The sequence below is a fragment of the Halochromatium sp. NSM3 genome, assembly GCF_059621085.1.
The window spans coordinates 1-22,409 of the sequence record NZ_JCAQIA010000026.1; the positions used below are offsets into that span (position 1 = coordinate 1).

At 62.8% G+C, this 22,409-nt stretch carries 18 protein-coding genes and 2 rRNA genes; 7 read left to right on the top strand and 13 right to left on the bottom strand.

The window, feature by feature from the left end:
- Positions 1-959 (top strand): 23S ribosomal RNA (locus tag AC54T3_RS11690); the annotation flags it as partial.
- Between the two features lie 104 nt (positions 960-1,063).
- Positions 1,064-1,179: ribosomal RNA gene (gene rrf / locus AC54T3_RS11695) — 5S ribosomal RNA — on the top strand.
- A gap of 311 nt (positions 1,180-1,490) precedes the next feature.
- Here the strand turns inward: rrf and AC54T3_RS11700 are convergent.
- Positions 1,491-3,557 (bottom strand): M3 family metallopeptidase, encoded by a 2,067-nt coding sequence (locus tag AC54T3_RS11700; RefSeq protein WP_496624917.1) that lies wholly within the window; start codon positions 3,555-3,557, stop codon positions 1,491-1,493.
- Between the two features lie 85 nt (positions 3,558-3,642).
- The gene (locus tag AC54T3_RS11705) at positions 3,643-4,215 is read right to left on the bottom strand and encodes a CNP1-like family protein (protein WP_496624918.1); all 573 of its coding nucleotides are present in this window, start codon (positions 4,213-4,215) and stop codon (positions 3,643-3,645) included.
- A gap of 167 nt (positions 4,216-4,382) precedes the next feature.
- On the opposite strand from AC54T3_RS11705, the gene AC54T3_RS11710 reads away from it, so the two are divergent.
- The 4 genes from AC54T3_RS11710 (at position 4,383) to AC54T3_RS11725 (ending at position 7,424) form a co-directional block, all read left to right on the top strand.
- Complete coding sequence (locus tag AC54T3_RS11710; protein ID WP_496624919.1) at positions 4,383-4,922, top strand: gamma carbonic anhydrase family protein; 540 nt, start codon at positions 4,383-4,385, stop codon at positions 4,920-4,922.
- A gap of 163 nt (positions 4,923-5,085) precedes the next feature.
- A complete protein-coding gene (locus tag AC54T3_RS11715; RefSeq protein WP_496624921.1) occupies positions 5,086-5,709 on the top strand; it encodes an SCO family protein in 624 nt (207 codons plus the stop codon).
- 135 nt (positions 5,710-5,844) lie between these two features.
- On the top strand, positions 5,845-6,495 hold the full coding sequence (locus AC54T3_RS11720; protein WP_496624923.1) for a c-type cytochrome: 651 nt from the start codon (positions 5,845-5,847) through the stop codon (positions 6,493-6,495).
- A 143-nt stretch (positions 6,496-6,638) separates the two neighbouring features.
- Positions 6,639-7,424 carry an endonuclease/exonuclease/phosphatase family protein gene (locus tag AC54T3_RS11725; RefSeq protein ID WP_496624925.1) on the top strand — a complete coding sequence of 262 codons (786 nt, stop codon included), beginning with the start codon at positions 6,639-6,641 and terminating at the stop codon, positions 7,422-7,424.
- Between the two features lie 43 nt (positions 7,425-7,467).
- On the opposite strand, the gene AC54T3_RS11730 is transcribed toward AC54T3_RS11725, so the two are convergent.
- The 5 genes from AC54T3_RS11730 to guaB form a co-directional block, all read right to left on the bottom strand.
- The gene (locus AC54T3_RS11730; protein WP_496624927.1) at positions 7,468-8,070 is read right to left on the bottom strand and encodes a hypothetical protein; all 603 of its coding nucleotides are present in this window, start codon (positions 8,068-8,070) and stop codon (positions 7,468-7,470) included.
- A 45-nt stretch (positions 8,071-8,115) separates the two neighbouring features.
- On the bottom strand, positions 8,116-8,757 hold the full coding sequence (locus AC54T3_RS11735; protein ID WP_496624929.1) for a BMC domain-containing protein: 642 nt from the start codon (positions 8,755-8,757) through the stop codon (positions 8,116-8,118).
- A gap of 128 nt (positions 8,758-8,885) precedes the next feature.
- A complete protein-coding gene (gene tadA / locus AC54T3_RS11740; protein WP_496624930.1) occupies positions 8,886-9,380 on the bottom strand; it encodes a tRNA adenosine(34) deaminase TadA in 495 nt (164 codons plus the stop codon).
- Between the two features lie 17 nt (positions 9,381-9,397).
- The gene (gene guaA, locus AC54T3_RS11745; RefSeq protein ID WP_496624932.1) at positions 9,398-10,972 is read right to left on the bottom strand and encodes a glutamine-hydrolyzing GMP synthase; all 1,575 of its coding nucleotides are present in this window, start codon (positions 10,970-10,972) and stop codon (positions 9,398-9,400) included.
- Positions 10,973-10,977: 5 nt separating this feature from the next.
- Positions 10,978-12,444 (bottom strand): IMP dehydrogenase, encoded by a 1,467-nt coding sequence (gene guaB, locus AC54T3_RS11750; protein ID WP_496624934.1) that lies wholly within the window; start codon positions 12,442-12,444, stop codon positions 10,978-10,980.
- 72 nt (positions 12,445-12,516) lie between these two features.
- Between guaB and xseA the strand changes: the two genes are divergently transcribed.
- Positions 12,517-13,905, top strand: coding sequence for an exodeoxyribonuclease VII large subunit (gene xseA / locus AC54T3_RS11755; RefSeq protein WP_496624936.1), 1,389 nt, complete (start codon positions 12,517-12,519; stop codon positions 13,903-13,905).
- Positions 13,906-13,953: 48 nt separating this feature from the next.
- On the opposite strand, the gene AC54T3_RS11760 is transcribed toward xseA, so the two are convergent.
- The 6 genes from AC54T3_RS11760 to AC54T3_RS11785 form a co-directional block, all read right to left on the bottom strand.
- Positions 13,954-14,292 carry a tetratricopeptide repeat protein gene (locus AC54T3_RS11760; RefSeq protein ID WP_496624938.1) on the bottom strand — a complete coding sequence of 113 codons (339 nt, stop codon included), beginning with the start codon at positions 14,290-14,292 and terminating at the stop codon, positions 13,954-13,956.
- Positions 14,293-14,415: 123 nt separating this feature from the next.
- Positions 14,416-15,873 carry a TrkH family potassium uptake protein gene (locus AC54T3_RS11765; RefSeq protein ID WP_496624940.1) on the bottom strand — a complete coding sequence of 486 codons (1,458 nt, stop codon included), beginning with the start codon at positions 15,871-15,873 and terminating at the stop codon, positions 14,416-14,418.
- A gap of 63 nt (positions 15,874-15,936) precedes the next feature.
- Positions 15,937-17,382 carry a TrkH family potassium uptake protein gene (locus AC54T3_RS11770; RefSeq protein WP_323683851.1) on the bottom strand — a complete coding sequence of 482 codons (1,446 nt, stop codon included), beginning with the start codon at positions 17,380-17,382 and terminating at the stop codon, positions 15,937-15,939.
- Between the two features lie 71 nt (positions 17,383-17,453).
- On the bottom strand, positions 17,454-18,830 hold the full coding sequence (gene trkA / locus AC54T3_RS11775) for a Trk system potassium transporter TrkA (RefSeq protein ID WP_323683852.1): 1,377 nt from the start codon (positions 18,828-18,830) through the stop codon (positions 17,454-17,456).
- Between the two features lie 10 nt (positions 18,831-18,840).
- The gene (locus tag AC54T3_RS11780; RefSeq protein ID WP_496624942.1) at positions 18,841-20,208 is read right to left on the bottom strand and encodes a sigma-54-dependent transcriptional regulator; all 1,368 of its coding nucleotides are present in this window, start codon (positions 20,206-20,208) and stop codon (positions 18,841-18,843) included.
- On the bottom strand, positions 20,205-22,409 hold the full coding sequence (locus AC54T3_RS11785) for a sensor histidine kinase (protein WP_496624944.1): 2,205 nt from the start codon (positions 22,407-22,409) through the stop codon (positions 20,205-20,207). Before AC54T3_RS11785 ends, AC54T3_RS11780 begins: the two co-directional genes overlap by 4 nt.

Below are 22,409 nucleotides of genomic sequence, written 5' to 3' on the forward strand. Positions count from 1 at the left end.
TCGGGTAAGTTCCGACCTGCACGAATGGCGTAACGATGGCGGCACTGTCTCCACCAGAGACTCAGTGAAATTGAAATCTCGGTCAAGATGCCGAGTACCCGCGGCTAGACGGAAAGACCCCGTGAACCTTTACTACAGCTTTGCACTGGACTTTGAACCTACTTGTGTAGGATAGGTGGGAGGCTTTGAAGCGGCGACGCCAGTTGCTGTGGAGCCAACCTTGAAATACCACCCTGGTATGTTTGAAGTTCTAACCTAGGCCCGTGATCCGGGCCAGGGACAGTGCATGGTGGGTAGTTTGACTGGGGCGGTCTCCTCCCAAAGAGTAACGGAGGAGCGCGAAGGTACCCTCAGCGCGGTCGGACATCGCGCAGTGCGTGCAAAGGCGTAAGGGTGCTTGACTGCGAGACAGACACGTCGAGCAGGTGCGAAAGCAGGTCTTAGTGATCCGGTGGTTCTGTATGGAAGGGCCATCGCTCAACGGATAAAAGGTACTCCGGGGATAACAGGCTGATACCGCCCAAGAGTTCACATCGACGGCGGTGTTTGGCACCTCGATGTCGGCTCATCACATCCTGGGGCTGAAGTCGGTCCCAAGGGTATGGCTGTTCGCCATTTAAAGTGGTACGCGAGCTGGGTTTAGAACGTCGTGAGACAGTTCGGTCCCTATCTGCCGTGGGCGTTGGAGATTTGAGGGAAGCTGCTCCTAGTACGAGAGGACCGGAGTGGACGTACCCCTGGTGTTCCGGTTGTCACGCCAGTGGCATTGCCGGGTAGCTACGTACGGACGGGATAACCGCTGAAAGCATCTAAGCGGGAAGCCCCTCCCAAGATGAGATCTCCCTGGGCACTCGATGCCCCTGAAGGTCCGTCGTAGACCACGACGTTGATAGGCGGGATGTGGAAGCCGGGTAACCGGTGAAGCTAACCCGTACTAATTGACCGTGCGGCTTGACCATATAACACCCAAACATTTTGGACTGCTGAGCGCACACCGCTCGCTCCTCCACGATCTCACCGAACAACAGGCCATCGGCCCTCCAGCCAATGTGCCTCCGCTTTTCCTGGCGGCCAAAGAGCACTGGAACCACCTGATCCCATACCGAACTCAGCAGTGAAACGGTGTATCGCCGATGATAGTGTGGGGCCTCCCCATGCGAAAGTAGGTCATCGCCAGGGTTTATTTGGCCTAAGTGCCTAAAAAGCCCATCTGCATCCTTGCAGGTGGGCTTTTTTATTGTCTGATGGTAACTACTCAGCCACTAGATATTGATGTCTTTGGTTTCAGGAATGCTGCATGTTGTGCTGGAAGTCTCTCCAGCGTGGGTATCTGTAGGTGCTTTTGGAAATAAGACCGCACTCTACAAGCGGTAGAATCCACGCAAGCATATGTTAAATATGAAATTAAGTTATCCACAGGTAGCCTGAGTAGTAACACCTGGTCAAGGGAGTTTCCTCGCGTCATGCGGGGTCGGATTGAAAGACTTCGATCATGCTGCGTTGATCGAATCCGATGCCTGTTCGGGGAGAGCGATGATGCCGGTCTGTCTTAAGAGCGCATCGATGCTTGGCTCGCGTCCGCGAAAAGCGACATAGAGTTCCATAGGCTCGGCTGAACCTCCTCGCTCGAGGATCTGTTCTCGGAAAGCGCGTCCGCTAGCCGCATCGAGAATCCCACGTTCCTCGAACAATGAAAACGCATCGGCGGCGAGCAATTCAGCCCATTTGTAGCTGTAGTAGCCGGCTGCGTAACCACCGGCGAAGATGTGTGAAAAGCCATGAGCGAAGCGGTTGAATGCCGGTGACTGAATGGGAGAGAGTTGGCCTCTGACCTCGTCGAGAATCTGCTGCAGGCGACTGCCTTGAGCAGGGTCGTACTCGAGGTGAAGCCGAAAGTCGAAGAGAGCGAATTCGAGCTGCCGCACGGTGTGCATGGCTGACTGGAAATTGCGCGCCGCACGCATCCGCTGATAGAGCGATTCAGGCAGCGGTTCATTTGTTTCCCAATGATAGGCAAAGAGGTCAAGTGCCTCACGCTCCCAACACCAGTTTTCAAGAAATTGACTAGGGAGTTCAACGGCATCCCAGGGAACGCCGTTGATGCCGGCAACCGCAGGATAGTCAACCCGAGTGAGCATGTGGTGGAGTCCATGCCCGAACTCGTGGAACAAGGTTTGCACCTCATCATGGGTCAGCAGCGTTGGCTGATCCTTCACCGGTGGTGTGAAGTTACACACGAGGTAGGCTGTTGGCAGTTGGCGGCGGCGTGCACTGATCAGCCGATTGGTGCAAACGTCCATCCAGGCACCACCGCGTTTTTTCTGCCTCGAGAACGGGTCCAGGTAGAACTGGGCGATGCGTTCGCCATGATCATCGGCGATCTGATAGAACCGGACATCAGGGTGCCAGGTGTCAGCTTCGCCAACCGCCGAGGTGATGCGCACCCCGAACAGTCGTTCGGCCACTTGGAACATCCCATCGAGGATGCGATCGAGCGAAAAGTAGGGTTTGAGTTCCTCATCGCTGATGGCGTGCTGCGATTGGCGCAGACGTTCCGACCAGTAGGGGATATCCCAGGCCTCAAGCGCAGGGCCGTCATTGGCGCCGGCGAAGGCCTGTAGCTGTTCGAGTTCGCGCCGCGCTTGTGGTGCGCAACGGCGGGCGAGATCCTCCAGAAAACCCATGACCTCATCGCTCGAGCGGGCCATTTTTGGCTCCAGCGAGACTTGAGCGAAGTTGCTGAAGCCGAGCAGGTTGGCCTGTTCGTGGCGCAATGCCAGCAGGTCTTCGATGATGGGCGTGTTATCCCAGCGGCTGGCATGCGGGCCCTGATCGGAGGCGCGGGTCGTATAGGCCTCATACAGCTCGCGTCGGAGTTCGCGGCAATGGGCGTACTTCATCACCGGCAGATAGGACGGTGAGTCTAGGGTCAGCACCCAGCCCTCGAGATCGCGTTCGACGGCCAGGTGCCGGGCAAGCTGACGCGCCGACTCCGGCAGTCCTGCGAGATCGGCCTCATCGCGCAACTGCTTATGCCAGCCATTGGTGGCATCGAGCAGGTTCTCCTCGAAGCGGCTTGCGAGTCGTGAGAGTTCGGCGTTGATCGCTTTGAAGCGGGCCTTGGCATCGGGTGGTAGATCAACCCCGGCGAGGTGCATGTCGCGCAAGGCATGAGCAAGCATCATGCGTTGTGCGGGGTCGAGCGCATCAAAGTCATAGACCTGTTTATAGCCGCGATACAGCAACTCGTTATGGCCCACCTCGCTGCCATACTCGCTGAGCTTCGCAAGGCAGGCATTATAGGCCGCCCGCAGCGCGTCCGAACTCATGACCGCGTTGAGATGGCTCACGGGCGACCAAGCGCGCGCTAGTCGATCGTCTTCCTCCTCGATCGGTTGCACGAATGAGTCCCAGGTTGCGGTATCAGGGCTCTCGGTGAGCCGGTCGATCAGGCGCCGGCCATCGGCGATCAAGGTCTCGATCGCGGGTTCGACATGCTCGGGTCGGATGCGGGTGAACGCCGGGTGGGGCTGATCGTCGAGAAGCGGATTGTCCATAGGTCAGAAAACGGGTTGCTGGGCGCTGTGTGGCGTCCTCGGTGTTGATGCAGATGCCGGTTCAGGACGGCGGTTTCAAATCCGCTCAATTGGAAAGAAAGCCGCTATTCTCAATATCGGGCACCCGGCCGCTGCGCAGCATCCGCAGCTGATCGGTTTTTGGACGCGGCTTGAACAGTCTGGGCACGCACAGATAGTGGCGCCAGAGTTCATGGCGAACCGTCTCGGTCCCGGCTATGCCGATCGCTTGCCAGTCGTCGCCGGCGTGGGCTGTCTGGAAGGTTTGGTCCTGGCCGAAGGCATAGATCCGAAAGACGCCGTTTGGGGTACAGCGAATGCCTTCGAAGGTCAGGTTACGCGCACCGGTGCGCGATTCGGCGATGAGGGTGTAACGCACGACGCCATCGCTCCCTGTCGCCAGACTGGCCGGATCGAGAAAGTAGGTGAAGCGCTCGTCGGGACGATCCAGCGGGATCTCGATCAGGTTGCTCGCTTGGGGCCACGTTGGGAGATTCACGGGGCCTTCCTGCCACTTGGCGCCCGGCTTGACGCTCTTGGGCACGATCTCCTCGGGGCCGAAGACAAAAGGCGATTCGGCGCTGGCTGAACCAACCGTGGTCAGCAGGGCCAAGACAACAACGAGTTTCAGTAAGCGCATGTTTGGAAAGGGAGCGATCGCTTGGGCTAGGGGCGGACACATCGGTCGAGGTCAGAGGGCGGGGTCAGGGCGCGGCATCACAAAGAGGTCGGGAACCACGGCGCCTGTCCAGGGTCATGGTAGCATTTAGTGAATGCACCACAACCTAGGGGAACCAGGATAGCGCGATGACCAATGTAAGGAGTTATCAAGGGCTCGAGCCGCGGGTAGCGGCCGATGCCTGGATCGATGAGACGGCTGTCGTCATTGGTGATGTTCAGATCCGAGGGCAAGCCTCTGTCTGGCCGAATGCGGTGCTGCGCGGGGATATCCACCGCATCTACATCGGCGCCGGAAGCAATGTGCAGGATGGCTCGGTGCTTCATGTGTCCCATGACAGCCGCTTCCTGCCGGGCGGCGCCCCAACCATCGTCCACGAGCGCGTCACCATTGGCCACCACGCCACCCTCCACGGCTGCGAGGTGCATGATCATTGCCTGATTGGCATCGGTGCCAGGGTTCTGGACCGGGCGGTGCTGCGTCCGCGCCTGATGTTGGCGGCCGGAGCCGTGGTGCCGCCGGGTAAGATCCTGCAAAGTGGTTTCATGTACATCGGGGCGCCCGCCAAGCCGGCACGAACGTTGACCGACCTCGAACTCGAATACCTAGACTACGCCGCGCAGCATTATATCGAACTCGCGATCAGCCATCGGGCAACTGCGGTTTGAGCCCATGCGTGTCGGCGATGAGGTGGCCGTCGCCTTGACTTGCGCATCCTCATGGTGCCAATGGTCGAATGCACGGACACTAGCCCGTATCGAGTGCCAAGGGCTCTGGCGACTTTCCCCATAGCGCATGGCCTGCCTCTGTTCGCCGCTAATCGATCGCCTGATGTCGAAGTCCATCCCTATCATTACGATCTTGCTGTTGAGCGCTTTGCTGCTCTGGCTCCTGTTGGCGTGGAACCCCGTGTCGACCCAGTCCAGCAGCCATGAACCGCTTGGCCTGGCTGACGAACCAGCGGGGGGGGATTTTCAGCTGACATCAGCGCAGGGCGCGCTGGCGCTCTCGGATCTACGAGGCAAGGTGGTGTTACTGTATTTCGGTTATGCTAGCTGCCCGGATATCTGTCCGACCAATCTTGCCATCATCGCGCTCGCGTTACGCGAGTTGACGCCGACGGAGCGAGAGCGGGTTCAGGCCATCTTCGTGAGCGTCGACCCACAACGGGACACCCCCGAGCGTTTGGCCGAGTATGTGGGGTATTTTCATCCCAACATCATCGGCGTCACGGGAACGGACCAAGCGCTGGCCGCCGTCGCCAAACAGTACGGGGCCGCCTACCAGCGCACGGAGGCGAGCGACTCGGCAATGGGCTATGTGATCGACCACTCGGCCCACAGCTATGTGATCGATGAGACCGGCTCGCTGGTGCAAGTGCTCGATCACGCGACACCCGCCGAAGAGATCGTCGCCGCCCTGCGCCGCGCGCTGAATGAGCCTGATCCGCTCTAGCTTCGATTCAGGGTCGCGCGGGCGCCAGCGCGTTGACCTAAATCGTTAATCTCTGATATATATAGCCGGATTTGCATGGTCAAGGCTTAAGCCGGTGGCCCGCTATCCACGAATATCGACGCAACGGTAGTGACTATGAAGACATCGCTGATCGCCGGAATCTTTTCCTCCGCCATGCTCACCCTCGCCGGCACCGGTGCCGTGTCGGCCTCCGGGCTATCGACCGACGTCGGCGGTGACGCAGCCAAAGGTAAAGAGAAGGCCGGACAGATCTGCCAAGCTTGTCATGGTCTTGACGGCAACGGCATCCCCGGTCAGCCGGTCTGGCCAAAGCTAGCCGGCCAGCATCCGCGCTACATCTACAAGCAGCTGCAGAACTTTAAGAATAACGAGCGTTGGAATGCGCAGATGTCGCCGATGGCGATGCCGCTCAGCGATGAAGAGATGCGCAACCTGGCGGCCTATTATTCCAGCCTCGAGCAAGCCGGCGGTACCGCCGAGGAAGCCTTGATTGCCAAGGGCGAGCGGATCTACCGGGCCGGTAACCCAGATACTGGCGTTCCGGCGTGCTCCGGTTGCCATGGTCCGGCGGGTGTTGGTAGCAACCTGGCAAAGTTTCCACGGATTGCCGGGCAGTTCTCGGAATATACGACCCAAACCCTCGGGCATTTTCGCAGCACCGAGCGGGCAAACGATCCCAACGGGATGATGCGTGGCGTCGCGGCCAACCTCAAGGACGATGAGATCGAGGCCGTTGCCGCCTATATCGAGGGTCTTAACCTCTAGCCTGGCCCAAATGCGGCAGGCGAGGCAGCGGCTCGGTCGCTTTTTCCGCTGCAAAGCCAGCCGTTGTGCAAGGCTGGCCCGCCTCCCTTGCGCAGGCAGGGCGCCTCGACATCGCGAGGTAGGTGAGGCATCGAGGAGCTGCCGTGAATAGGCTGCGGCTGCTAAGCTTTAATATCCAAGCCGGCATCGAGTCGCACCGCTACCGCGACTATGTGGCCAACAGTTGGAAGCATCTGATTCCCCACGGCGGGCGCCAGCGTAACCTGGCAAGTATTGGTGCGCTGCTGCGGGGCTTCGATATTGTTGGTCTGCAAGAGGTCGATGCCGGTAGCTTGCGCAGCGCCTATATCGATCAAAGCCAATACCTCGCCCAGCAAGCTGGATACCCCTACTGGCTCTCACAGGTCAACCGCGAGCTTGGCCTGCTGGCTCGCCACAGTAATGGACTCCTGAGCCGGTTCAAGCCCGGATCGGTCATCGAGCACAAGCTACCCGGGCTGCCTGGCCGTGGCGCCATGGTCGTCGAGTTTCCGACCAGTGCCGGCGAGCCCTTCGCCGTCTGTGTGCTGCACCTTGCCTTGGGATGGCGCGCACAGCGCCGGCAGCTCGATTATCTGGTCGAGGTTGCGCGTCACTACCGGATGATCGTCTTCATGGGCGACTTCAATTGTGGCTGCGGCTCGCGGATGCTCCGGGCTGCGATTGCCACGGCCGGGCTGCGTGGCCTCGACTGCGAGTTGAAGACCTTTCCGAGCTGGCGTCCCGAGCGCAACCTTGATCATATCCTGGTCTCCCCGGAGCTGCGCATCCGGGGCGCACAGGTGCTCGATTACGCGCTTTCCGATCATCTCCCGATCAGCATGGAGGTGGCGCTTCCCACAGGGGTGTGTCTGATGAGCGCCGATACACGATTTGTCGTCCCTGCCTGATCACGATCGGATGAGAGGCCCTCGGGTGGGGCCATGCGCGACTTCAGTCCTGGATATAAAAGTAACGCCAGGGGCCAATCTCCACGCGCTCTAGCAAATTGAAGAGTACGGGTAAAGGCCGCCCCTCGCCGGGGAAGACGGGCTCGACACTGATGAACAGGCGTCCAAAACCGGCGTGGCGTCCCCAGTTCCAATGCCAACCAGGTGAGCGGGCTCCGCAGCTCATGCAGCTCAATGTGCAGCATGCGTCATCGATGTTCGCGCCGGTACTCGTACCCGCTCCCGTATCAAGCTGCTGGCGCCAGCTCGAGACGGCGTTCCGACATTCTGGACAGCGAGGTGGACGGCTATTGCGGCCGCTGCGAAGCCGTGGAACCTCGAAAGGCCCTTCAAGACCAATCGCGAACGCGTGCGGGCTTCCTGGCGCCTGGTCGAGTTGCACGGCGCAACCTGTGAAGCCGATGTATTCGAAAAGGCGCTCACCGGGCCCAAAGCGCATCGGCTTCGCGGCCTCGATGAGCCCGCCCTCATGCAGGACCGCCGATAGGCGTGACAGGCCTGCTGTGGCCATCGGGTTCTCTGGTGTCAGCAGCAGGCGGCCGTTATGGAGCCGTGGATTCATCAACAACGTGGGTTGACTGCTCATCGAGCGCGATGGCTCCTGAGCGATGCGTGCATGTGCGCTTCTGCCTTAAGAATGCGCTGAGGTCGCCGCGCGCTCAATCCCGGAGAGCGCGCGCACGGCAGCCACTGCCGCATGGCCAGCGGTGTCGATATCCGATTCCTTGCCGGAGAGTGTCAAGCGACCGAAGGCACCGACCGCACGCACATCGATCAGGGTGATATTCGCCGCCTTCTCGGCCTCATTGGCGGCATAGACGATGTAACCGGCCGGCTCGGTCTCCAAGATGAACATGCTCTGCCCGGGCAGAATCATCGAGCCACGCCGATTCTGGCGATTGATCAAGACCGTGTGATCCGGGGTCATGGCACGAATCACCTCATTCCAGGCGATGCGGCATTTCTGGCGGTCGTCCTCGCGCGCGCGCAAGGTGCGCAGGACCGCATGCCCGGCCTCCAGCACATCGCTTTGATCGCGCTGATGGATGACCATGGAGCCGAACGCGCGCTCAACGACCTGCTGCCCGAGGTGGACGCGGGTCGCCTTCAACGCAACGTCTGTCAGCCGGTGCACGGCCATGCCCGGCGAGACCTCGATCCACATGCAGGCATCGCCGGGCACGGGGAGGAAGCCTTGGGCGACGGTCCCCATGTACTCGGCAAGCTGAGGCTGGAGCGAATCGATATAGACGTAGGTGCGAAGCTTGATCATGCGGTCCCTTCCCGAGATGGGGTCAGTCGTTCCAGCGCATCGGAATCAACCCTGAATAATACCGCAAATCCCAACCACGGACCCTGGCCGGGCATCGCAGCGCATCGCCACAGGCTCGACACGCAGGCTCAGCGGCGGGCGCGAAAGAACGCGCGCAGCAGCGTGGCGCAGTCATCGGCGAGCACCGCACCCTGGCACGTGGTGCGATGATTGAAGCGGCTATCCGATGGCAGTAGATCGAACACCGAGCCGCAAGCGCCGCCCTTGGGATCGCTGGCGCCATAGATGACGCGCCGAATACGCGCATGGACGATCGCCGCCGCGCACATCGGGCAGGGCTCCAGGGTGACATAGAGGTCGGCGCCCGGTAGCCGATAGTTGGCGACATGCTGGGCTGCCGCACGCAGGGCCTGGATCTCGGCATGGGCGGTTGGGTCATGGCTTGCGATCGGTTGGTTCCAGCCCTCGCCGATGATCTCGCCGTCACGCAGGACCAGCGCTCCGACCGGAACCTCGCCGTCTTCAGCGGCCCGGGCGGCAAGCTCAAGCGCGCGCCGCATCCAGCGTTGATCCAGCCGCTGCTCATCAGCATCCAGGTTTGGGGCAGGGGTGCTTGCCTCCATTAAGGAGGATGCTTGGTCTACTCCCACTCGATGGTGCCCGGCGGCTTACCGGTGATGTCGTAGACCACGCGCGAGACCCCCGGCACCTCATTGACGATGCGGGTGCTCACTCGATCCAGGAACGGGTAGGGGAGATGGGCCCAGCGCGCGGTCATGAAATCGATGGTCTCGACCGCGCGCAAGGCAATCACATGCTCGTAGCAGCGGTTGTCCCCGACTACGCCGACCGAGCGCACCGGCAGAAAGACCGCGAACGCCTGCGAGACCTGATCGTAGAGTTCGGCGCCGCGCAGTTCCTCGATGAAGAGATGATCGGCCAACCGCAGCGTATCAGCATAGCCTTTCTTGACCTCGCCGAGGATGCGTACGCCGAGGCCGGGGCCGGGGAAGGGATGCCGATAGACCATCTCGGCCGGCAGTCCAAGCTCGATGCCGATTCGCCGGACCTCGTCCTTGAACAGCTCGCGCAGTGGCTCGACTAGGCCCAGGCGCATCCGTTCCGGCAGCCCGCCGACGTTGTGATGCGACTTGATCACCTTGGCCTTGCCGGTCTTGGCACCTGCGGATTCGATCACATCCGGATAGATGGTGCCCTGCGCCAGCCATTGGACGCCCGGCAGCTTGGCCGCCTCGGCCTCGAAGACCTCGATGAAGGTATTGCCGATGCGCTTGCGTTTTTCCTCCGGATCGCTGACGCCAGTGAGCCGATCCAGGAACTGGGCCTCGGCGTCGACGCGCAGCACGCGCACGCCCATGTGGCGGGCAAAGGTCGCCATCACCTGATCGCTCTCGCCATGGCGCAGCAGCCCATTATCGACGAAGACGCAGGTCAACCGATCGCCGATGGCGCGATGCAGCAGCGCGGCGACCACCGAGGAATCCACCCCTCCCGAGAGGCCGAGCAGCACCTCGTCGTCCCCGGTTTGAGCCTCGATGGCGGTGATCGCGTCGTCGATGATGTTGGATGGGGTCCAGAGTCGGCGACAACCGCAGATGGCATGGCAGAAGCGCTCGATGATGCGCTGACCCTGGTGGGTATGGGTCACCTCGGGGTGGAACTGCACACCATAGAACCGGCGTGTCTCATCGGCAATCCCGGCGAGCGGAGCATTGTCGGTCTCGGCAATCGCCGAGAAGCCGTCGGGGAGGGCCTCGACGCGATCACCATGGCTCATCCAGACATCCAGCAGGCCGTAGCCCTCTGGGCTGGTGTGGTCTTCGATATCGCGCAGTAGCTGCGAATGGCCGCGTGCGCGTACCTGGGCATAGCCGTACTCGCGGTGTTCTGCCGCAGCAACCCGGCCACCGAGCTGGGCGGCCATGGTCTGCATCCCATAACAGATACCAAGCACTGGCACGCCAAGCTCGAAGATCAGCGGCGCCACGCGCGGTGTCTCCAACGCATGCGCCGATTGTGGACCGCCGGAGAGAATCACCCCCGAGGGCGCGAACGCGCGCACCGCCTCGGACGGCATATCCCAGGAATGAACCTCAGAGTAGACCCCGGCCTCGCGCACCCGACGCGCGATCAGCTGCGTGTACTGCGAACCGAAATCAAGGATCAGGATGCGATCGGCATGGATATTGGGCATGGCGCTTAGTTGTCGATGCGGTAATTCGGCGCTTCCTTGGTGATCTGCACATCGTGCACGTGGGATTCACGCATCCCGGCCGCGCTCACGCGCACGAACATCGGTTTGGTGCGCATTTCCTCGATCGTTCGGCAACCGGTATAGCCCATGCTCGAGGCGAGCCCGCCGACCAGTTGCGTGGTGACGTTGAGCACGCTGCCCTTGTAGGGCACCCGCCCTTCGATGCCTTCGGGCACCAGCTTCTCCTTATCGGTCTGCTCCTGGAAGTAACGGTCGCTGGAGCCGTCCTTCTGGCCCATGGCACCGAGCGAGCCCATACCGCGATACGACTTGTACGAACGACCTTGATAGATCTCGACCTCGCCGGGCGCCTCATCGGTGCCGGCGAAAAGTCCGCCGACCATCACGCTGTAAGCGCCTGCGGCAATGACCTTGGCGACATCGCCCGAGAAGCGCAGCCCGCCATCGGCGATCAGCGGCACCCCGGTCCCTTCGAGGGCACGGTTCACGTTGCTCACTGCGGTGATCTGCGGCACGCCGACGCCAGCGACGATGCGCGTGGTGCAGATTGAGCCAGGGCCGATCCCGACCTTGACCGCGTCAGCCCCGGCCTCGACCAACGCCGTCGCCGCCTCGGCGGTGGCGATGTTGCCACCGATCACCTGCACCTCCGGAAAGTGACGCTTGATCCAGGCGACACGATCGAGCACGCCCTGCGAGTGGCCATGTGCGGTGTCCACCACCAGCACATCGACGCCGGCCTCGACCAACGCGGCGACCCGCTCGTCGGTGCCCTGACCAACAGCCACCGCAGCGCCGACGCGCAGGCGCTCATGCGCATCGCGCGAGGCCTTCGGGAAATCGGTCGCCTTCTGGATGTCCTTGACGGTGATCAGCCCACGCAGCTCGAAATCGTCGTTGACCACCAGCAGCTTCTCGATGCGATGCTGATGCAGCAACGCCACCACTTCGTCGCGGCTCGCGCCTTCCTTGACCGTGACCAGACGCTCGCGCGGGGTCATGATGGCCGAGACCGGGGCATCCATGCGCCGCTCGAAGCGCAGATCGCGGCCGGTGACGATCCCGGCCAGCCGTCTGCCCTCGGTCACTGGCACGCCGGAGATATTGTGCGCCCGCGTCAGCGCCAGCACCTCGCCGATGCTGATGTCGGGGCCGACCGTGATGGGATCGCGGATGATGCCGCTTTCGTATTTCTTTACCGCCAAGACCTCGCGCGCCTGCCGCTCGGCCGACATATTCTTGTGTACGATGCCGATACCGCCCTCCAGGGCCATCGCGATGGCCAGGCGCGATTCGGTCACCGTGTCCATGGCCGCCGAGACCAAGGGGATCTTGAGCGCGATCTCGCGCGTCAGTTGAGTGCTGAGATCCACCGCATTCGGGGTCACCGAGGAATGCGCTGGGACGAGCAGCACGTCGTCGAAGGTAAGGGCTTCCTCGAGCAAGCGCATGGCGGAACCTCGTACAGAGTGGCGTGAACGGAAGTTAACCCCCTATCATAGGAATTCAATCCAGTCTAGGCAATGACAGCACGCAAATCTCCTCCGATCACCGATTTTTCGCGCGACATCTACAGCGTCTCGCGCCTCAACGCCGAGGTGCGCGCCGTGCTCGACGGCAGCTTCCCGCTGCTCTGGGTGCGGGGTGAACTGTCCAACCTGTCCCAGCCCGCCTCTGGGCACCTCTACTTCAGCCTCAAGGACGGCGCCTCGCAGGTGCGTGGCGCCCTGTTCCGCAGCAAGCGCCGGCTGCTTGGCTTCCAGCCCGCCAATGGTCAACAGCTGCTGGTGCGGGCGCGGGTGGGGCTCTATGAACCGCGTGGAGATTTTCAGCTCATCGTCGAACAGATGGAGCCCGCTGGCGATGGCGCGCTGCGGCTCGCGCTCGAGCAGCTCAAACAGCGCCTCGCCGCCGAAGGGCTGTTCGCCGAGGCGCACAAGCGTCCGCTGCCTGCCTATCCGAAACAGTTGGGCCTGATCACCTCGGCTAGTGGCGCGGCGCTGCATGACCTGCTCACGGTGCTCGGGCGCCGTTTCCCGCTCCTGCCGGTGCTGATCTATCCAAGCGCGGTACAGGGCGCGGCGGCCGTGGAGGCATTGATCGCGGCGATCGAGCTGGCCAACCGGCGCGGCGATTGCGATCTGCTGATCCTGGCGCGCGGCGGTGGCTCGCTCGAGGATCTGATGGCCTTCAACGATGAAGCGCTGGCGCGAGCGATCCGCGCCTCCGCGCTGCCGATCGTGACCGGCATCGGCCATGAGATCGATCTCAGTATCGCCGATCTCGTGGCCGATCAGCGCGGTGCGACGCCTTCGGCAGCGGCCGAGCTGGTGGCCCCCGATGCCGAGCAGGCACGACGCCACCTGCGCGGGCTCGAAGCGCGCCTCAGGACGGCGTCGCGACGGGTGCTGGTGAACGCAAGACAACGCTTGACGGCACTCACACGCCAACAGCAGCTGCTGCATCCGCGCGCGCGCCTGGAGCAGCAGTTGCAGCGTGTCGACGACCTCCAGCGGCGGCTCGAGCAGGCCCTGGGTTCGCGTATCGCCGAGGCGGGAGCGCAACTGGAGCGGTTGCGGCAGCGACTGCGGCGGGTCTCGCCGGGCCAGCGCCTGCCCTTGGAGGTCGCGCGAGTCGCTCGCGTCTCCGAGCGGCTCGCGCAGGCTGGCATGCGTGCCGTGGAAAAGCGCCGCGAGCGACTCGCGGCCTTGGCTGGCGGGCTGCAGGCGCGCAGCCCACTGGCAACCTTGGCGCGTGGCTACGCGATCGTCACCGATGCCGAGGGTGGTTTAGTGCATCGCCCCCAACAGGTGCCGCCGGGCGCCCGCATTCGGGTTCGAGTCGCGGAAGGCGGCTTCGAAGCCAGGGTCACTGAACCAGCTTCGGCTCCTGCTTCTGGTTCCGAAAGCTAGCGCGGGCGCATCCTGTGCCATCTTCTAGCGCTGGCAGCTCGCCCACAATCAGCCATGCGCATCATGTGCATCGAGGGTTTTCTGGGCGCGCTTGAGAAAGACCCGCATCTCCTTCGCCGCCTGAGCATCGCCTTTCGCCTCGGCGACCTCGATGCCGCAGTTCAATGCCTCGACCGCCTCGGCATGGCGCCTGGCCTGGGTGAGCGCCTTGCCGTACAGCTTCCAGGCCGCTGAATAGTCCGGGTCTTGTCGTGTCGCCTCTGCCAGATGCTCGATGGCCTGGTCGGTCTGCTCTTGCTTCAGATATTCGTTGCCAAGGCTGTAACGCAACAGCGCCGAGTCTTGGCCCTTGGCTCGCATCGCCTCGAGATTATCGATGATGCCCATCGGTTGGTCCGTTGTCGGTGGTTTGAGAGGTAAGACGATGGTCTCGACCAAGCGTGGAGGCAAGCGTCCGGGCCGTCATCAACCCAGGTGGCTGTCCGTCAACGGGTTGCGGATCGACAAGGATCAGCGACGCCAAAAGGCCGGACTGAAAAGCACCAGCAGCGTAAAGATCTCGAGCCGACCGAGCAGCATCGCCACGCAGAGTATCCAGATGCCCGTGTCATGCATGTCGGAATAATGGGCGCCAACGGTGCCGAGTCCAGGACCCAGGTTACTCATACAAGCGGCCACGGCCGAGAAGGCGGTCAGCAGATCCAGTCCGGTTGCGGCGAGCGCCAGATACATCAGCGTAAAGGTCGCCACATAGAGCGAGAAAAAGCCCCAGACCGCATCCACCACGCGATGGTTGATGACCTTGCCGCCAACCCGCACCGGCAACTGCGCGTTCGGATGGATCAGGCGGCCGATCTCGCGCAGCCCCTGCTTGATCAGTAGGAGTAACCGAATGACCTTGATGCCGCCCCCGGTCGAGCCGGCGCAGCCACCGACGAAGGCGAGAAAGATCAGTAGGATCTGGATGAATGGCGGCCAATAGTAAAAGGCATCGGTGGTGAATCCGGTGGTCGTGCCGATCGAGACGGTCTGAAACAATGCCTGGGTAAAAGACTCTTCCCAGTCGATGTAGGTGTCGGTATAGAACAGCGCGAGGGTGACGATGGTGGTCACCGTGACCATCAAGAACAGATAGAACCGCAGTTCGCTGTCATGACTGTAGGCGAGCAACGAGCGGCGTCGAAAGGCGATGAAGTGCAACGCGAAATTCATGCCGGCGAGCAGCATGAAGAGCACCGCAATCATCTCGATCAAGGTGCTGTCGAAGTAGCCCATGCTGTCGTCATGGGTCGAGAAACCGCCGATGGCGACGGTCGAGAAGGCATGGCCGATGGCGTCGAAACCGTCCATGCCGGCCAGCCAATAGGCGAGCGCGCAAGCGATCGTCAGCCCAAGATAGATGTACCAGAGCGCCTTCGCGGTCTCGGTGATGCGGGGCGTGAGCTTGGTCTCCTTCATCGGTCCCGGCATCTCCGCGCGGTAGAGCTGCATGCCGCCGATGCCCAACATCGGCAGCACCGCCACAGCCAGCACGATGATCCCCATGCCGCCGAGCCATTGCAGTTGTTGGCGATACCAAAGCATCGAGTGCGGCAGGTCATCAATGCCCAGGATCACCGTTGCTCCGGTGGTCGTTAGCCCCGAGATCGACTCGAACACCGAATCGGTGAGAGAGAGCTTGGGCTCCGCCGACAGCCAGAACGGGATCGCGCCCGAGAGTCCGAGCACCACCCAGAACAGCACGACGACCAAAAACCCATCACGCACCCGCAGCTCATGACTGGCGCGAATCGCGATCAGCCAGTTGCTGATGCCGATGCCCAAGATCAGCGCAAACGCATAGAGAAAGGGCAGCAGCGCGCCATCCCGGTAGATGAGCGCGACGATCGCCGGCGGCAGCATCGAGACGCTGAACAGGATCAGCAGTAGGCCCAGAACCTTCTGTACAGTGAGCAAGCGTTTCAGCATGAAGGATCTGGTCTCGCGGGCATCGGTGACGCATCGGGCGCATCGGCGCCGAGAGGATGAGCCTCAATGGCGCCAGTATGCGGGAAGAAAGAGGATTAGCAGCGTGAAGATCTCGAGCCGCCCGGCCAGCATACCGAAGACGCCGAGCCATTTGACGGTTGCATCGACAGTCGCGAAGCTCGTTGCAACCTCACCGAGACCTGGGCCGAGCAGGTTGACGGTCGCGACGACGGCGCCGAATGCCGATTCCAGGTCCAGCCCGGCAGCCATCATCGCGATGGTCAAGGCGAGACAGACCAGCACGTAGAGCACATAGAAGCCCCAAATCGAGAACAGCACGTCCTCCATGATCGGCCGATTGCCGACCTTGACGTTAATCAGCGCATGCGGATGGGCCAGCTGTTTGAGCTGGCGAATGCCCAGCTTGGCCAGGATCAGCACGCGCAACACCTTGATGCCCCCTGCGGTGGAGCCGCCACAGCCGCCGGTGAAGGACAGCACCACCAAAAGCAGCGGGATATGCAGCGGCCAAAGACCGAAGGTAGCGGTCCCAAAGCCAGTGCTGGTGAGGATGGAGGCGACCTGAAAGGAGCCGTAACGCAGCGCCTCCCAGATCGTGTCGTAGGCCGTGGTCAGGAATAGGCTGGCACTGATTAGCAGCACACCACCGAGGAAGATCAGCAGGTAGGCCAAGACCTCAGTATCTCTCAGATAGGCACTGAGGTTGCGTTTGTGCCAAGCCAGGAAGTGGACGGCGAAGTTGACCCCGCCGGCGACCATGAAGCCGATCGCGATCAGCTCGATCGCAACACTGTCAAAATAGCCGATGCTCGCATCATGGGTCGAGAAACCGCCCGTCGCCACCGTGGTGAAGGCATGGCCAATGGCATCGAAGGGGCTCATGCCGGCCAGCCAGTAGCTCAGTGCACAGGCGGCAGTGAGCGCGAAGTAGAGGGTCCAGAGCACGCGCGCGGTCTCGGCGATGCGCGGGGTTGGCTTCTCGTGCTTGGCGACGCCGGAGGTCTCGGCCCGATAGAGCTGCATGCCGCCGACGCCGAGCAGCGGCAGGATCGCCACCGCAAGCACGATCACGCCCATGCCACCGAGCCATTGGATCTGCTGGCGATGGTAGAGGATCGACGGCGGCAAGCTGTCAATATGCTCGATCACCGTCGCTCCCGTGGTGGTGAACCCGGAGATGGATTCGAACACCGCATCGGTGACGCCCCACTCCAGGCCGAGGATGAACGGGAGCGCACCGATCATCCCAAGCACCGCCCAAAACAGGGTGACGATCAGGAAGCCGTCGCGCACCGAGAGCTGGTCGCGCTCACGCAGGTTCGGCAGCCAGAGGATCAGGCCCGCGCTGGCGGTGAATAACAAAGACAGCGCAAAGGCTTGCCATTCTTCGTCGGCGTACCAGAGAGAGACCAGGATGGACGGTAGGAAGCTGACGCTGTAGAGCAGCAACAGGATACCGAACAAGCGAACAATGGCTCGCCAGTGCATGTGGGGATCGCCTCCTAGAACCGTGAATCAACGGCAACGCGGTTCGAGCATGGGGCGCTCTGGGCGCGCCGCTAGAAAAAGGTCACGCCGACCTGGAACAGTTTTTCCACCTCGGGCACCCGCAAGCGGTCCTGCAGGAACAGGACCACGTGGTCGTCGGGTTCGATGACGGTGTCGTGGTGGGCGATCAACACCCGATCACCGCGCACGATGGCGCCGATGCTGGCGCCCTTGGGCAGGTGGATTGCCCCAATCGTGCGCCCGACCACCTTCGAGGAGTTCTGGTCCCCATGGGCGATGGCCTCGATGGCCTCGGAGGCGCCGCGGCGCAGCGAGTGCACCATCACCACATCGCCGCGGCGCACATGCTTGAGCAGGGTGCCGATGGTGGCCTGCTGCGGTGAGATCGCGACATCGATCGGGCCGCTTTGCACCAGGTCCACGTAGGCCGTGCGGTTGATCAGCGCCATGACCTTGCGCGCGCCGAGGCGTTTCGCGAGCATGGCCGAGAGGATATTGACTTCATCGTCATCGGTCACCGCGCAGAAGACATCGGTGTCCTCGATGTTCTCCTCCAGCAGCAGCTCCTCGTCGGCGGCGTCGCCGTGCAGCACGATGGTGCGCTCGAGCGACTCGGCGATCTGCTTGCAGCGCTCGAGATTGCTCTCGATGACCTTGACCCGATAATCGCGTTCGGTGACTCCGGCGAGGCGGGTGCCGATGTTGCCGCCGCCGGCGAAGATCAGCCGCTTATAAGGCTGATCGAGTCGCCGCAGCTCGCCCATGACCGAGCGGATGTGCTTGGGCGCGGCGATGAAGAAGACCTCGTCATCGGCCTCGATGACGGTGTCGCCCTCGGGCTGGAGGGCGCGATCCTGGCGGTAGATGGCTGCGACGCGCGCGTCGATATGCGGCATGTGCTCGTAGAGGGCACGCAGCTCGTGGCCGACCAGCGGGCCGCCGTAATAGGCGCGCACCGCGACCAAGCGCACCCGCCCGTTGGCGAAATCGGTGACCTGCAGCGCGCCTGGCGTCTCGATGAGGCGCAGGATGTAGTCGGTCACCAACTGCTCGGGGCTGATGGTGACGTCGACATGGAAGGCATCGCCGCCGAACAGTGCCTCGCGGTGATCGAGGAAGCCCTGCGCGCGCACCCGGGCGATCTTGGTCGGCGTGTGAAACAGCGTGTAGGCGACCTGGCAGGCGACCATGTTGGTCTCGTCGCTGTTGGTCACCGCGATGATCATCTCAGCGTCCTCGCCACCGGCGCGCATGAGCACATCGGGCTGGGCGCCGTGGCCTTGCAGGGTGCGTAGGTCGAAGCGGTCGGCCAGCTCGCGCAGGCGCCGCGCGTCGGTGTCGACCACGGTAATGTCGTTGGCTTCGTTGACCAGGTTGGCGGCCACCGAGGTGCCGACCTGGCCGGCGCCGAGGATGATGATCTTCATTGGGCGCGGGTCACCGCCGCTCCTTGATCTCGATACCGAGCGAGCGCAGCTTGCGATAGAGATGGGTGCGCTCCATGCCCGCCTCCTTGGCCATCTTGCTGACGTTGCCGGCATGCTTGCCGAGTTGATACTCGAGATAGGCCTTCTCGAACTGCTCACGCGCCTGGCGCAGCGGCTGGTCGAACGACACCAGCCCCTCGAGCGGCTGACTCGGGACCGGCGGATTGGAACCGAGCGCGGTCTCGACCTCGTTCTGGGTGATCTCGTCACCGGCGCCCAGGATCAGCACCCGTTGCACCAGGTTCTTCAGCTCGCGCACATTGCCCGGCCAGCCATAGTTGCGTAGGAAGTTCTGCGCGCCGACGCTGAAGCGCCGATACGGCAGCTTTTCATGGGTTGCGAAGTAGTCGACGTAGTAGTTGAGCAGGTCCGGGATGTCCTCGGCATGCTCGCGCAGCGGCGGGATGTGCAGCGGCACCACGTTCAGGTGATAGAACAGATCCTCGCGAAAGTGGCCGGCGCGCACCTCTTCCTTGAGATCGCGCTGGGTGGCGGCGATGATGCGGACATCGATCGCCACCGGTTCGCTGCCGCCAACGCGCAGGAAGGAGCCGGTATCCAAGGCGCCGAGGAGCTGGCCCTGGGCCTCGAGGTCCATGTCGGCGACCTCGTCGAGCAACAAGGTGCCGCCGGCGGCTTGCTCCAGGCTGCCGTAGTGCACCTGATTGTGCTCCTCGCTGCCGAACAACTCTCTTGCGGCATTGCCGCGCGCCATCGCCGAGACCCCGAGATCGACGAACGGGCGTTCCTTGCGCGCGCTCTGGGTGTGCAAATAGTGCGCGAAGGTCTCGCGCCCGGTGCCGGCTTCGCCGGTGATCAGCACCCAGGTATCGTGCTGGGCGATGCGCTTGACCTGCTCGCGCAGGCGCTGCATGGCCGCCGAGCGGCCAGCGGGCTCGAGCACCAGCGCTGGCCGGCGGCGCAGGCCGACGTTCTCGCGCACCAGCTTGTCGGCCTCGAGCGCGCGTTCGACGGTCAGCAGTAGCTTCGCCATCGAGAGCGGCTTTTCGAGGAAGTCGTAGGCGCCGAGCCGGGTGGCCTCGACCGCAGTTTCGACGTTGCCATGGCCGGACATCATGATCACCGGACAAGGGAGCCCCTGATTCTCCGACCATTCCTTCAGCAGCGTGATGCCATCGAGATCCGGCATCCAGATGTCGAGCAGCATCAGATCGGGGCGCCGGTCACGCAGGGCGTGCCGCGCGGCCTCCCCATGCTCGGCGCTGGTGATCTCGTAGCCTTCGTCCTCGAGGATGTCGCGAACCGTCTCGCGGATGTCCGGCTCGTCGTCGACGACCAGGATGTGGGTTGCGCTCATGATTCTCCTGCTTGCGGCCTGCTGGGCGTTTCGGGCGCGGTACTGACGGGTAACCGTGCGGTGAAACGGGCGCCCGACTCGGCATTATCCGCCCGAATGATACCGCCATGCTCTTCGATTATCTTCTTCACGATCGCCAGGCCGAGTCCGGTGCCCTTGACCTTGGAGGTGACATAAGGCTCGAACAGCCGTCCGATCAGCTGCGGATCGATGCCGTTGCCGTTGTCCTCGACCCGCAGCTCGACGCTCTCGGTGTCATTGTCATCAACCCGGCGGGTCGCGATGTGGATACGCGGGTCTGCGTGCTCCTCGAGCGCTTCGGAGGCATTCTTGACCAGGTTGTGGAGCACCTGACGCAGCCGTTTGGAGTCACCGCGGATCATCGCCCCACCGGCGTTGAGATCCTTATTGATCTTGACCGGTCCGGCGCGATACAGCTCCAAGACCTCGTTGACGAGCCCGTCGAGCACGAAGGGCTCCTGCTGCATCTCGGGGATGCGCGCATAACTGGAGAAGTCGTTGACCATCGCCTTCATCGCCTCGACCTGCTGGACGATGGTGTGGGTCGAACGATCGACGATCTTGGCATCCGCTTCCGGCAACTTGCGCAACAGCTTGTGGCGGAGGCGCTCGGCCGAGAGCTGGATCGGTGTGAGCGGATTCTTGATCTCGTGGGCGAGCCGCCGCGCCACCTCGCCCCAAGCGGCGTCGCGTTGCGCGTGGATCAGGGTGGTGATGTCATCGAACACGAGGACATGATCCGCGTTCGGCTGTGCCTCCTCGGCACCGCCGGAGACCATGACCGGCAGCGGGCTGCCGCGACACATGAGCACCTGGCGGCCGTCGGCGCCGAACAGGGTGATCTCCTCGCGCCAATCGCGACCACTGCCGATGCGGCGACCGACGAGTTCGCACCAATGCGCGAGTCGGGGATAGAGGGTCGCCAAGGCGGCGAGGGGCATCGGCGCGGCGTCGTCGAGTTCGATGCCGAGAATCAGACGCGCCGCAGCGTTGCTGGTCCGCAGCGCATTGTCCTCGTCAAAGGCGATGACACCGGATGAGAGGCGGCTGAGCAGCGTCTGCAGATAGGCCCGCTGCGTTTCCACCGCCTGCTGGCTCTGCTCAGCCTCGTCGCGCGCCTGCGCGATGCGCCGGGTCATGGCATTGAAGGAGGCGACCAGGAAGGTGAGTTCGTCGTCATGACGTGGTAGCGGCAACTGCTGCTCGTAGTCGCCAGCGGCGATGGCGCGCGTGCCATGGGCGATATCGGCGATCGGGTCGGTCAAGGCCTTGGCCGTGCGGAAGGCGATCAGCAAGGCGGCCATGAAACCGAAGACCAGGACCAGCGACAGCGTGATCGAGAAGCTGAACTTGAGCGATTGGCGCAAAAACGAGAGTTCGGTGTAGCGGTTGTAGGCGTTTTCCAGGCGCGTGGCCAGCTCGGTGATGCGCGCTGAGGTTGGGAAGATGGCCTGGAGCAGCAGGGGGCGCGCGCCCAGATCGCGCACCAGCACCCGCACCACCAGCTCGCCGCCGGGCCCCGGCTCCAGGCCGACGTGGTCGACGCCACGGCGCACCTGCTGCATGAGTTCGCGCTCGGGCTGATCGGGGACCAGCTGCAAGGGGTCATCGCTGGCGGTGGCCAGGACCTGGCCGCCGCGATCGAAGAGGGTCAGCTCGAGCGCGCCGGCCTGACGGCGCAAGGTGCCCAGGGTCAGGGTCAGCGCGGTGGCGGAGCGGTCCTGGATGCCGCTCAGTAGCTGGGCGCTGTACTTCATCAAGACGCGTTGGTTGAGGTCGAGCGAGGCTTGGTTGAGCGTCAACGCATCTTCCATTGCGCTATCGATCTCGACATCGAACCAGCTATCGATGCCGCGCATCATAAAGCTCAACGAATAGTAGTAGACCACGCCCACCGGCAACAGCGAGATCAGCGCGAACATCGCCAGCAGCCGCGCGGCGAGGCGCGAGCCGGCAGCCTGATGGCGCAGGGCCCGCACCAGGCGCACGGAATTGGCGCCCACCAACAGCGCCAGAGCCAGCAGGCCGATCAGCACCAGCGCCAGCAGGGGCACGAATAGGCGGCTCAGCACCTCGGAGTTCTGCACCGCGCTGGTCATCAGATGCAGGGCGACCATGAGGATCGCCAAGAGCATGCCGACGGCGATCGTGCTGGGCTGCAGCAGCTGTCGTTTCAGCAT